The sequence below is a fragment of the Alicyclobacillus sacchari genome (assembly GCF_004366795.1).
Taxonomy (GTDB): domain Bacteria; phylum Bacillota; class Bacilli; order Alicyclobacillales; family Alicyclobacillaceae; genus Alicyclobacillus; species Alicyclobacillus sacchari.
In genome coordinates, this window is the sequence record NZ_SORF01000010.1 from 98,291 (window position 1) to 111,406 (window position 13,116).

Below are 13,116 nucleotides of genomic sequence, written 5' to 3' on the forward strand. Positions count from 1 at the left end.
CAAGCTCTGAAAGCAATTTCTGAAAGCGGTATAATGAGTATGAGGACGGTGAGAGCATGGCACAAATCAAAGTTGGTGTGATTGGTTGCGGTGTGATTAGTGAAATCTATTTAAAAAATTGCCAGATGTTTGGGATGGACGTCGTCGCGTGCGCCGATATTGATGTGGAACGCGCTCGGAGCCGAGCGGCTCAGTTCGGTATCGCGAGGGCATGCTCGGTTGAGGAACTGCTTGCTGATCCGGAGATCGAGATCGTCATCAATTTGACGATCCCGAATGCGCATGCCGACATTGCCCGTCAAGCTCTGCTCGCAGGCAAGCACGTGCATTCGGAAAAGCCATTGGCCCTGAATACGGAGGAAGGCAAGGCTCTGGTTGAACTGGCAAACAGCCGTGGTCTACGTATCGGCGCTGCCCCGGACACGTTTCTCGGGAGCCATCTGCAGACTGCACGCAAAGTGATTGACGATGGCTGGATCGGCCGACCCATTGCGGCGACGGCGTTTATGATGAGCCATGGGCCGGAGCGCTGGCATCCGAATCCAGACTTCTTCTATCAGCCCGGGGGCGGGCCGATGTTTGATATGGGGCCGTATTATTTGACGGCGCTTGTACACCTGTTGGGTCCTGTGCGCCAGTTGGCCGGCATCGCCCAAACGACATTTGCAGAGCGTGTGATCACTGGGGCAAATCGATTTGGTGAGCGTATTCCTGTATCCACGCCAACGCATGTGACCGGTTTACTCCAGTTTGAACAAGGGGCAGTCGGTACGATCGTCACATCATTTGACGTATGGCACTCGGAACTGCCGAGAATCGAGATTTATGGGACGGAAGGCACACTTGCGGTGCCGGACCCGAACTACTTTGGAGGCGTCTTGCGCGTTCGCCGACAAGGTGCCGAACAATGGACGGAGGTCGCACCTTTGTTCGGCTTTTCGGAAAATCGCCGCGGGTTAGCGGTGGCGGATATGGCGGATGCGATCAAGACCGGACGACCACACCGGGCGAATGGCGAACTTGCTTTGCACGTTTTGGAAATGATGGAGGGCATCCATGTATCATCCGCGAGCGGGCGTCATTACGAGATGACGACTCGGTGTGAACGTCCATTGCCATGGCCAGTCGGATTCGACGAGGAGGGCGTACGGCTCTCGTTCTTTCATCGTTGATAGCTTTTTGCGTAAGGTGTCCGAAAAGGGGAACAGCCCCTTTTCGGGCACCGGCCTCAAGATTCGCTCGGATCGTATTCGTCGTATTCCAGTTTGACGACGCGTGTGGCCTCGCCATTCGCGATTTCTGACCGGGTTGCGTCGCGGTTCAAGCCTTCCACACCATCGAGCCCCGGTGCCAGTTTCGCTTCGTCCCCTTGCTTTGCACCCACTTGTGACTTGCGATCTTCGTCTGCCATCTATCCACCTCCTGTTCGGCGTGGTACGCTCAACATCGTTAACGTGGTGCAACTTCGGCCGTGTTATCCCACTTGGAAGGAAGCATGTTGGATGAAAACCATTGGGCTTGACTTGGGCACGACGTCGATTGGTGCCTGTGTTTGGGATTCCGACCTCGATATGGCGATCGCGGTGGAAACACACGTGCATGCTGCAGATCTGCCTGCGCGCGAGTCGTTCGCCAAATTGCAAGACGCAAAGAGAATCGCCGAGTTGGCGAAGGAGATCGTCGAAGGACTCTTGGATCGGCACGATGGCATCGAGGCGATCGGCATGACGGGGCAAATGCACGGCATTGTTTATGTCGATGAACACGGGGAAATGGTGAGCCCTTTATACACGTGGCAGGATGGACGAGCCGCGGCGCTGTATCGAGACGGCATGAGCTATAGTGCGGCACTTTCAGCAGAGCTGGGACAGTCGGTGCCAAGCGGCTACGGGCTGGCGACCCATTTTTATCATGTCGTCCAAGGTCAAGTTCCGCCCGCAGCCGCAAAGCTATGTACACTTGCAGATGCCGTCGCTTTGCACCTGACCAAGAGGACAGCACCTGTCCTCGATCCGTCGATGGCTGCAAGTCTTGGTGGGTTTGACGCGGCGACGATGTCATTTGCAGGCTCCGCCCTGGAACGCACCGGGATCGGCAGTTCGATGCTGCCCACATGCGCCAGCCCGGAGGGGCCTCTCGGTCTGTTCCACGGAATTCCGGTGTATCCGGCGATTGGCGATAACCAGGCGAGCTATCTTGGCGCGGTGGGTGATCGCGACCACTGCTTGTTCATCAACGTCGGGACCGGTGCACAGCTGTCTATGCGGGCGAGCGAAGGGGAAGCGGTACCAGGCTGGGAGTGGCGTCCTTTTCCTGCGGGCGGCGGGTTATTGGTTGGCGCCACTTTGGCTGGTGGTCAGGCGTATGCGCTTTTGGCGTCGTATTTTCGCCAAGTGATTGCCATGTGTGGCTTGACGCCGCCGGCATCGATGTACGCAGCCATGGACGGAGCCTTGACAGCAGCGAAACAGGCTGGAAAAACGGAGAGTACGCTCTCTGTGCGACCGACTTTTTACGGGATGCGCGGCGATGAGACCGCGATGGGGCGGATCGACAACATTATGGCGGACAACTTCACGCCGGTCGATTTGATCATCGGCACGTTGGACGGTGTGGTTGACGAGTTGTACAGTTATTGGAGTGTGCTTCCACAAGGCACCAAAAATCGAATATCGCAGCTTGTTGGCGCGGGGAATGGATTGCGCAAGAACCCTCACTTGGCTGCTCGCGTGGAACGTCGCTTCGGTATGCGTCTGTTGTGGTCGCGCGTCAGCGAAGAGGCCGCCGCGGGGGCAGCCCGCCACGCGACTGCGATGGCGAGCCGCTACCTTGCGGACGGCACAGCGTGAAGTTTGCGTGCGAAGTTCACGAGCAGGATTTATCGCGTGTTGTAAAACGACCGGATGATGTCTTCGGCAGGTTTGCCATACATGCAGTAGTCGCGATTTTGGTCGGCCTCCTCGCGAGCGTAGAGGCGTGCTGGCCAGTCCCACAACATGAACCCGTAAAACCAAGATTCGTTCGCCATGGCATCGAACATGGTGCGGTAGAAGCGGGCTTGTTCTTCGAGATCGACTTCGCCAGGGTGTGTCCAATCGTAAGGCTGCATGGCGGAACCGTTCCGGCTTGGGCACCCGACCTCCATGAAAAATACCGGTTTTCCCACGCTTTCCGCGAATGCACGGAGAACGGGAACCCTCTCAGTCCACTCGGTCTCAGGATAATAGGCGCTGGTGGAGACGAGATCGACCGCGTCCCACCAAGTTACCTTTTCTTCCTGGTGGTGGTTACAGTTGTAGGTGATTGGGCCGTGATACACTTCGCGGACCTGTTTGATGAGCGATCGCCACTCGTCGGCTCTGCGATCTGCCGCCACCATTTCGCAGCCGACGCAAAACATTTCACACCCCGTCTCCTCTGCCATGCGGGCATAGTGGAGGATGAACTCGGTGTAATTGGCAAACCAGACGCTCCACGAGGGATCTGGGCTTTGCGCGTCGTCCGGAAAATCGATATGAGCGCGCCACGTGCCATCTGTACAGTTGACGACCGGTTTCAGACAAACCTTCAGGCCTAGCGCATGCGCCCGTGCGATGGCCGCCACCACCTCGGCGTCGCTGACCATCGGTGGCTCGTTAAAGCGAATGGTGGTGGCGTGCGGATGGGACTGTAGGCCTTGAAACGCGATGGCCGTCCAATTGATCCCGAGTTTCGCCATCTCACGCATGGAGTGCTCCGCTTCTGGGGTATCCCAAGTGTCAGCGTGGCCGACCCAGCCCCATGTCATCCCCTTGATATACTCAAAAGACATCAATACACAGCCTTTCCTGTGAGGTTTTTGATGACACTATGCGAGGCCCAATGTGGGTTTCTCGGCTTTCGCAGGAGTTAGTCGTTCTCCAAAAGTTCTAGAATCACTTTGAAGTCGCGCTCTGCATCGACGTACGCGTAGCGTCCTCCCGTGTATTCCCCGCGTTGAAGTACAGGCATGCCACGTTCCTCCAGGCGCTGGACAACCTGCTTCATTCCGTTTACCACAAACGCAATATGATGCGGGCCCTCGCCGTTTCGATCAAGGCATTCGCGCCAAGTGCTGGGGTTGTGATCCGGTTCGATGAGTTCCAACTGCAGCCCACCGAGGTTAAAAAACGCCAGCTTCGCACGCGCTTCAGAAGCTTGGCCCAGGTACTCCGTCTTAGCGATGTCGACTGTGTCCGTCCAGTTCCAAGCTGGCACATCCACTCCGAGCAGATCGGCATATGCCTGACTCGTCGCTTCAATGTCGTGCACGAGAATTCCGATTTGTGCAATTGTTTTTGTCCCTAAAATCCCTTGGCTCACTTGTTGCCCTCCCTGTGGCTCGACCTAGGCGTCATAGAAGATGACGTATTTGTCTCCTGTCGGTAAGCGCTTTCGATTGTACTGACGCTATCCATCTCTATGTTAACACGATTGCGCCTTGGCTTGGGGTTTGTCGTTCGTATTTATAAATAAGGCTGTAAAAGGGAATGTTTACATATGCTGCCCTTGTTCTCGCCTGGACATTGGGTGGTGTCTGCGGTTTGCGATCCGCAAATCCTTTCCGCAACTCCAGGAGGACTTATGATTCTTACAGATACAGAGCTGCAAGTGCGTGCACACGAGTTTGCCTTGACCGATGCAGTCGATCCATCCCGCAGCAAGAGGACACACCTATGGCCAGACGTACATCGGCAGGTCGCTCTCCTGCGTTCGTTCGCATCCATGCTTGAGCAGAAGCGATCAACTTGTGTGCAACCTGCCGAAGACTGGCTGCTCGATCACGTCGCCTTCATTGAGATGCAGGCACAGGTCGCAGAACGCGAGTGGCCTCAGAGGACGCTCCGCCAGTTGCCGCAGCTGCAAGGGGGCGGGCGGCTGCGCGTTTTGGCTCTGTGCGACGATTACCTAGAAAGCGTCGATGGTCGTTATGACGAGCACACCTTGGAAGTTTACATTCAGGCCTTTCAGGAAGTGGCTGTACTCACGACCGTCGAGTGTGCAACTTTGCCAAATGCCTTGCGCGTCGCAATCATCGAAAGACTTGCTGCGAGCATGGCAGAAGTCAGGCGCAGACATGAAGTGTGTCATGACATTGAGCGTCTGCTGGACGACGTGGGGAAAACCGGACCAGATGAGCAAAAAGTTCGACGCCTGTTGGATCGCCACACGGGGGGAAGGTCGCTCACACCACTGGAGTTGGTTCACTTTGTCCACCATTTGAGCGAGTGGGAGCCAGACATTCAGGTGGTGCGTGACTGGTTGCTGTTGCATATTGAAAACAGCGCAGACAGTCTGTCACGGATCGTGTCCTTGGAGCATCAGCTGCAGGCCGAACTGCAAGTGCGCTGCGGGAATTTGGTACAAAGTTTACACCGTCTCGAACGAATTGCATGGCGTCCCATCTTCTCGCGGATATGCCGCGTCGATCAGATTTTGATGCGGGATCCGCTCGGCGATTATCCTCGCCTGGATGCCACTAGCCAGGACGTCTTGCGCGAGCGCGTCGTGCGCCTGGCAGAACGTCTTGCCATTCCGGAAGCGCTTGTCGCCGAGACATCGGTGCGGCTTGCCGAACGACATGCGAGCAATCAAGAGATGGCGGACCGAGAAGCGTTTTTTGGGCATTACCTCGTTGATGCCCAGGGCGTTGCGAGACTTCGCCGCGAGTTGGCAAACTGCGTCAAGCCCCGTCGGTTGCCGGAATTGGCCGTGAGGCAGCGACCATTGCTTTCGTATATCGCGGGCGCCGGTGTGTTGTTGATTGCACTGCTCGCCATGGTGTCGGATTGGTTGACAGGCGGCTTTTCATTGCCCGCTGCATCGATCTGCGCCGTCCTTGCGGCCCTGTTGTTGCCAGTTAGCGAGTGGGTCGTTGTTTTGGTGCACGAGACGATTGCGCGGTGCGTTCGTCCCGTACCGTTGCTGCGTTACGACTTTTCCGAAGGCTTGCCCAAGGAAGCCCGGACCATGGTCGTGATGCCTGTCATTTGGTCGAGCGTCGAGGACGTAGACGATGCAGTGGACCAGTTGCTCGTACATCACCTGGCCAATCGCGGTGAATATATCCATTTTGCCATCCTTGCCGATTATCCGGACGCTCCGTCCCTGGCGTGTGAAAGCGACCAGGAGTTGTTGGAGCGTGCCTCACAGCGCATTACGGCGTTGCAAGAAGAATACGGAGAGCATCGGTTTTACCTATTCCATCGCGACCGCACATGGAATCCCGTCGACCGGGTGTACATGGGCTGGGAGCGCAAGCGCGGCAAACTGGTTGAGTTTGTCGAGCTGTTGCGCGGTAAAGACGACACAGGTTTTACAACTATCTTGGGTGATACATCCATTCTGGAAGCCGTGCGCTACGTGTTTACGGTCGATCTCGACACCAAGTTGCCTATCGGCGTCGTCAACCGCATGGTGGGCACCATTCATTTGCCGTACAATCGACCGCGCCTTAACCCCGATGGCACACGCGTAATAGCCGGTTATGGCGTCTTACAACCGGCGGTGAGCGTGAGCCATGCGTCGACACAGAGATCGCGTTTTGCAGCCCTCTGGTCCGGCGAGACCGGTGTCGATCCATACGCGTTTGCCGTTGCGAACCCTTATCAAGACTGGTTCGGACAAGCGCTGTTCGTCGGCAAGGGCGTGTTTGACGTCGATGCGTTTTACCATGCGCTTGTCAACCGCATTCCGGACAACCGTGTACTCAGTCACGACATTCTGGAGGGGGGCTTTTTGCGCGCTGGCCTCGTGGCCGACATCGAAGTCGTTGAGGATCAACCGGCGACGCTGTACGCACATCAGCGGCGGGCGCACCGCTGGATTCGTGGTGATTGGCAACTTTTGTACTGGCTGCGCCGTATCTGCCGCGATCGCGATGGACGACCGCGGAAAGTCGATTTGTGTGGTCTGACCCGTTGGCAGATTGTCGATCACGTCCGCCGCAGCCTGTTGCCGCCCACCTTGTTCGCCGTGTTTTGGCTGGCGGTAGGCGGCGTGTTGCCAGGCCCGGCTTGGGCATGGGGCCTAGTTGGATTCGTGTCATTGTTTGCGCCATTTCTGCGCGGACTGGAAGCCATGGTGACAAGCACTTCGCCGAATTGGCGGTCTGCGGCGTTTACCTGTGCCCAAAACTTCGTGCAGTTTGTACTCTTGCCGTGGACGGCCGCTGTCCATATGGACGCTGTCCTGCGGGCCCTCTATCGAATGTGCATCAGCCGCCGCAAACTGCTTGAATGGGTACCGTCGGCTCATATGGAGCGCGGGCGATGGCGCAGCCACACCCTGCTATATGCGCCAATTGGGTATGTATTGACCGTCCTGTGTTGCCTCACGGCCCTCGCGCAACCCACGCTCGGAAGGCTGACACTGGCCTTGGTTCTACTGTGTGCATGGCTTCCTGCACAGCTGCTGGCCGGATGGCTGAGTCAAGAACCGAAGGTGGACGAGCGGTTGGCGCGCATTGCGGAGCATGCTGACGATCTGCGCGCATTGGCCAAGGAAATCTGGTCGTTTTATGAGCGTTACGTGACCGCCGAAGACAACTGGCTGCCCCCGGACAACGTGCAGTTTGAGCCTGTCGAACGCATTGCACATCGCACATCGCCGACCAACGTCGGGCTGTACCTGATGTGCGTTGTCGCTGCCCGCGACTTTGAGTTCATCGACACGGGGACCATGGCTGGCCGGATCGAATCTGCTTTGCAGACGATTCAATCTCTCGAGACGTGGCATGGCCACCTGTACAACTGGTACGACACACAGAGCAAGGCGCCGTTGTCACCCCGCTACGTTTCGACCGTCGATTCCGGCAACTTCATCGCCAGCCTGATGGTGGTGTACCGGGCACTTACCGAGTGGGCAGAAGCCGAACCGACCTTCCGGGATCGGTTGCATGCTTTGCGCAAAGCGGTCTGGCGGATTGTCGAAGACACCGACTTTCGTCCGCTTTACAGCCCGGCGGAGCGGCTTTTTGCACTCGGGTTTCACGTCGATCGCAACGAAAAGGAAGCGATTTTGTACGACCTGCTCGCATCCGAGGCGCGCCAGGCGAGTTTTGTCGCGATCGCGCTCGGACAAGTTCCTGTATCACACTGGTTCACGCTCAGTCGGACGATGACGATGGCCAACGGATGGCGCACGTTGTTGTCGTGGTCAGGCACTATGTTCGAATACTTGATGCCCAGCCTGATTATGCGGCACGATCGCAACACTATCTGGGATGATACCTATCGAGGTGTCATTCGTCGCCAGCAGTCGTATGCGGACGCTCGTGGAGTGCCTCTTGGCATATCTGAAAGCGGGTATTATGCGTTCGACTATCAATTGAATTATCAATATCGCGCGTTTGGTGTACCTGGGTTGGGACTTGACAGGGGCTTGGAGCGGCAGTTGGTGGTGGCGCCCTATGCCGCGATTCTCGCTTTACCGTTGGCACCGGAGGCAAGCCTCAAATCGTTGCAACAATTTGCCGAACTGGGTGCCAAGGGTGCGTATGGGTACTATGAGGCGGTCGATTTTACACCGGAGCGCATGCCGCCAGGGCGCACGTTTGAAGTGATTCAAAGTTTTATGGCGCACCACCAAGGAATGGGTATGCTCGCGATCGCGAACGCATTGCTCGACGATGTGATGATCCGGCGTTTCCATGCCGTGCCTGAAGTTCGTGCGACCGAGTACATTTTGCAGGAGCGGATTCCGAAAAAGGCGGCGTTGCTTGAACGCCCCACCAGTTCCGCCTACGTGCCAGATTTCGATCAACCCTTGACCGATGGCGAACGCCGCCTGTCGGAAGTGGACGGCTGGGAAGTCAACGCCTTGGCAAATGGCTCGCTAGCGGTTGTGACCACGGCGCGTGGTGAGAGTAGTTTGCGCTGGCACGGGATCGCTGTGACGCGATGGCGAGAAGACCCACATCGGATGCTTAGCGGGCCTGTATTGTATATCCACGATGTCGACAGCGAGATCGCTTGGAGTGCGACCGCCTACCCGACTGTCCTCGGCGGCGCGGTCGATGTCTGTTTCCGCCCGGACAAGTCGCAATTTCGGAGATCCGTCGCAGACGTCGAAAGTAAGTTGGACATCGTCATTGTGCCGGACCAAGATGTGGAATTGCGCCGTCTTGAATTGAAAAACACGAGTGGCCGGTCACGCACGTTGGAGGTCACGTCGTTTGTCGAGTTGTGCCTTGCCGATCCGGCAGCGGATTTGGCCCACCCAGCTTTTGCAAAGCTGTTTGTCGAGACGGGGCACGATGAGCAAACAGGCTTTTTGTTTGCCAAGCGCCGACCTCGGTCGGACAAGGACGACGAGGTCTGGGCCGTCCATGCGCTGTACGTTGCAGAACGCGAGGCAGAGCCGTATGAGTTCGAGACGGATCGGTCCGCATTCATCGGCCGCGGCAACGGGCTTGGCAGACCGCAGGGGCTTGCCGGGCGGCTCGCTGGAACAACCGGCTCAGTGGCCGATCCGGCGTTTGTGATACGCCGCCGTCTTCACCTTGAACCTGGGGCAAGTGCCGTGCTTTACGCGCTGACCAGCGTCGCCAGCGAGCGGGAGCGTGCGTTTGCCGCGGTTGCCGAGTTTCGGGAAGCGCGTCAGGCTGAGCGTGCATTCCAGCTTGCGTGGGTTCGGGCGCAAATCGATCTTCGGCACGCGCATCTATCGGCCAAACAGAGCATTGACGCGCAGCGGATAGCGGCACACTTGTTGCGAACGATTGTGCTGCCTGCCCCGCGCAAGCGCGCCATCGAAGCGAATCAGCTCGGTCAGTCCGCATTATGGGCGCACGGCCTAGGCGGCGATGTCCCCATTCTGGCAGTCAGTTTCGCGTCGCCTGCAGATTTGCCGTTTGTCGTCCTCGTCGCACGCATGCACCAGTATTTGTGTCGGCAGGGTTTGGCAATCGATCTTGCCGTGATCGACGAGACCAAGGGCGGTTACCACGATGCGCTGGTCGATCAAATTCGGGATGCGCTTGCTCGCCGCGGCATCGCACCGCTTACGCGTGTCGCATTTCTGAAGTCAGAGCAGCTGTCGGCTGCGGAGCGCACGCTATTGGCGGCCGTGGCGAGGGTTTGGCTGCGCGCCAATGGACCGAGCGTGGGGGCGCAATTGCGGGAACTGACCCCGGATCGGAAACTGGAACGCTTGGACGGAGAACCGCTCTCTCTTCGTGAGCAGCCTCAAGAGCCGGTGCGCCCAGTCGGCGGCGAATTTGCGAACGGATACGGTGCGTTTGTCGACGGCGGTACGGCTTATCAAATCTGTGTGCAGCCAGGGGCACACTTGGTGCGGCCGTGGACGAACGTGATCGCCAATCCTCACTTTGGTTGCCTGGTCACGGAACTCGGGACAGGCTACACGTGGTGGCGCAATAGTCGGGAGTATAAGTTGACACCATGGCATAACGATCCCGTTCTGGATCCGCCTGGTGAATGCCTGTATATTCGCGATCTCGACACAGGGCATTTGATGTCGGCAACGCCGCAACCGGCTGGCGAACATCTCGCGTATACCGTGACACATCGGTTTGGTGGAACGCAGTTTGCCGCTGCAGCAGATGGCATCGAGTGGACGTTCGACATCGGCGTGCCGCCGCGCGATCCGGTAAAAATGATGCGCCTGGTGCTGCGCAACACGGGGCATCAACCAAAGCGGCTGGCCCTTAGCTACTACGCGGAATGGGTGCTGGGTGTGTCGCGCGAAGGCCAGGCCTCGTTTGTCGTCAGTGACTGGGACAGGGAAAGCGGGACACTTATCGCTCGCAACACATACCAAGAGACATTTCGTAGTGCGATCGCGTTCTTGCACATGGCGGGGGATGGCTTGAGCGATGTGGAATGGACGGCCGATCGCGACGCATTCTTTGGAACATCAGGTTCGTTTGCCCGTCCCGCGGGTTTATTTGAACGACATCTATCGGCCAAAGGCGGTGCCGTATCCAACGCCTGCGGCGTCGTGAGAGGCGAGATCGAAGTTCAGCCAGGAAAAGAAGCAACCGTCGTCGTTCTCTTAGGTTGCGCACCATCCGTGGACGAGGTGCAGAATCTTGTGCGAACATACCAGGGTCCTCGGGCATGTGCAAAAGCCTTCGCCGAAACGGCGGAGTTTTGGCAGAAGACGTTGGGCAGGGTGCAGGTGTCGACGCCGGATCGGTCGTTTGACATTCTGATGAATGGATGGCTTCTGTACCAAGCCCTAGCGTGTCGCTTGTGGGCGCGTACCGCTTTTTACCAGGCAGGGGGCGCATTCGGCTTTCGCGATCAACTGCAAGACGCCTTATCGCTCTTGCATGCCGATCCTGCGTATCTACGGGCACAAATTCTCCGCAACGCCGCGCACCAGTACGAAGAGGGTGACGTACAACACTGGTGGCACGAAGAAACCGGAAAGGGAATTCGGACAAAGTTTTCGGACGATCTACTTTGGTTGCCGTATGCGCTCTCGCGCTATGTGGAGCACACGGGGGATCATTCCATACTCAGCGAGCGCGTTCCGTTTCTCACGAGTCGGCCGCTCTCCGAAGACGAGCTTGAGCGCTACGAAGACACGGTCGTCGGTGATGCCTCAGGCACCATTGCGGAACACTGCCTACGAGCCGTCCTGCGCGGACTTCGCTTTGGTGAGCACGGGTTGCCGCTCATCGGTATCGGCGATTGGAATGACGGCTTCAGCCGCGTCGGTGCACAGGGCCGAGGTGAAAGTGTCTGGCTCGCGTGGTTTTTGATCGACGTGATCGACCGCGTGCTCCATTTAGACGATCCGGTGCTTACCTCGGACATTCGCTCCCGCTTGTGGAGTGCACGCGAACAACTGATACACGATGTCAACGAGCATGCATGGGATGGCGTATGGTATCGCCGAGCGTTCACGGATGCGGGCCAGTGGCTCGGTTCCATCGTGGATCGGGAGTGCCGAATTGACGCGATTGCACAATCTTGGTCCGTCATCTCTGGTGCTGCGCCACCGGAGCGTCAGTTGCGGGCGATGCGCTCGTTCGATCGCGAATTGGTCGATCGCAGCCTGCAGATTGCACGGCTTCTGACCCCTGCGTTCGATGCGACAAATCCAAGCCCGGGATATATTCAGGGATATCCGCCTGGCATTCGCGAGAACGGCGGGCAGTATACACATGGCGTCATTTGGAGCATTGTCGCCTGGGCAAAGTTGGGTCGAACCGATAAGGCATTCGAGTTGTTTTCGCTGTTGAACCCGATTCACCATGCCAAAACCAGGCGTGAGGTCGAGTTATACGGCAACGAACCCTATGTCATGACAGCCGATATCTATACGGCAAGTCCGCATCCAGGACGGGCGGGGTGGTCGTGGTACACGGGGGCCGCTGGGTGGATGTATCAAGCTGGATTGGAGGCTATTTTGGGGGTTGTTCGCCGGGCGGATCGACTGTATATACGACCCTGTGTTCCGCCTGAGTGGGACGAGTTTGCGATCACCTATCGATATCAAAGTGCGACGTATCGCATTCGGGTGCGCTGCGAGGCCAAAGCTGAACATCGCGTGGCGACGAGTCTATGGACGTTGGATGGACAGCGCTTGAGCGAGGAGTATTTGAAACTTGCCGACGATGGCCGTGAGCACGACGTGTCACTGATTCTTGGGATGAAGCCTGAACGTGAGACCGTCACCGGAGCAATCTAACGATCGGAAGTGTGACGGTTGCGAAGCAGGTATGGACGAATGGACGACCCCTTGACACGTGCGGCGAAAGGTGTTAGGATGCTTTTCGCCGCTGATTCAGCGGCCTTCATCTTGCAGAGTTACGCGTCTTCAGGTTCACTTCAGATGATGGCTTTGCACCAACATCTTCTAGTGGACAAACGTGAGACTGCGTAGTATAGTAGTCGATGCCGCTTCGGACGGCGCAGTTTGCGACGCCAAGCAGCACAGTCGGTAAGAAGCTGTTCTCGCCAGCGAGTGAGCGATGCAAAACTTACCGGTTGACGATGAAGTGTGAGCTGTGATATATTGATTGGGCTGCCTCGAACGGCAGCGTCGCTCCTTGAAAACTAAACACACACCACGCCAGTTTATCTGTCTCGCGTATGCGGGATAGTGAGATTTCATTGAGAGTTT

Annotated in this window: 6 protein-coding genes; 3 read left to right on the top strand and 3 right to left on the bottom strand. The window is 57.4% G+C overall.

The features are described 5' to 3' along the window. The first annotated feature begins 56 nt into the window (after positions 1 to 56). Positions 57 to 1,172 carry a Gfo/Idh/MocA family protein gene (locus C7445_RS10730; RefSeq protein ID WP_134160191.1) on the top strand — a complete coding sequence of 372 codons (1,116 nt, stop codon included), beginning with the start codon at positions 57 to 59 and terminating at the stop codon, positions 1,170 to 1,172. A gap of 56 nt (positions 1,173 to 1,228) precedes the next feature. Here C7445_RS10730 and C7445_RS10735 read toward each other — a convergent pair whose 3' ends face one another. Then, positions 1,229 to 1,411 (bottom strand): hypothetical protein, encoded by a 183-nt coding sequence (locus tag C7445_RS10735; protein WP_134160193.1) that lies wholly within the window; start codon positions 1,409 to 1,411, stop codon positions 1,229 to 1,231. Positions 1,412 to 1,502: 91 nt separating this feature from the next. Here C7445_RS10735 and C7445_RS10740 point away from each other — a divergent pair, with 91 nt between their 5' ends. Next, positions 1,503 to 2,849, top strand: a complete 1,347-nt coding sequence (locus tag C7445_RS10740) for a sedoheptulokinase (protein WP_134160194.1) — start codon at positions 1,503 to 1,505, stop codon at positions 2,847 to 2,849. 29 nt (positions 2,850 to 2,878) lie between these two features. Here C7445_RS10740 and C7445_RS10745 read toward each other — a convergent pair whose 3' ends face one another. Together C7445_RS10745 and C7445_RS10750 are read right to left on the bottom strand one after the other, a co-directional pair. Next, positions 2,879 to 3,811: a glycoside hydrolase family 113 gene (locus tag C7445_RS10745; protein WP_134160196.1), complete on the bottom strand. Its 933-nt coding sequence runs from the start codon at positions 3,809 to 3,811 to the stop codon at positions 2,879 to 2,881. Positions 3,812 to 3,888: 77 nt separating this feature from the next. Then, positions 3,889 to 4,341: a VOC family protein gene (locus C7445_RS10750; protein ID WP_134160197.1), complete on the bottom strand. Its 453-nt coding sequence runs from the start codon at positions 4,339 to 4,341 to the stop codon at positions 3,889 to 3,891. Positions 4,342 to 4,602: 261 nt separating this feature from the next. On the opposite strand from C7445_RS10750, the gene C7445_RS10755 reads away from it, so the two are divergent. Then, positions 4,603 to 12,681 carry a glycoside hydrolase family 94 protein gene (locus tag C7445_RS10755; protein ID WP_134160199.1) on the top strand — a complete coding sequence of 2,693 codons (8,079 nt, stop codon included), beginning with the start codon at positions 4,603 to 4,605 and terminating at the stop codon, positions 12,679 to 12,681. The last annotated feature ends 435 nt before the right edge of the window (positions 12,682 to 13,116 follow it).

Coding starts and splice junctions, on each gene's coding strand:
- C7445_RS10735 (WP_134160193.1), bottom strand. CDS start 1,411: ATGGCAGACGAAGATCGCAAGTCACAAGTGGGTGCAAAGCAAGGGGAC.
- C7445_RS10745 (WP_134160196.1), bottom strand. CDS start 3,811: ATGTCTTTTGAGTATATCAAGGGGATGACATGGGGCTGGGTCGGCCAC.
- C7445_RS10730 (WP_134160191.1), top strand. CDS start 57: ATGGCACAAATCAAAGTTGGTGTGATTGGTTGCGGTGTGATTAGTGAA.
- C7445_RS10755 (WP_134160199.1), top strand. CDS start 4,603: ATGATTCTTACAGATACAGAGCTGCAAGTGCGTGCACACGAGTTTGCC.
- C7445_RS10740 (WP_134160194.1), top strand. CDS start 1,503: ATGAAAACCATTGGGCTTGACTTGGGCACGACGTCGATTGGTGCCTGT.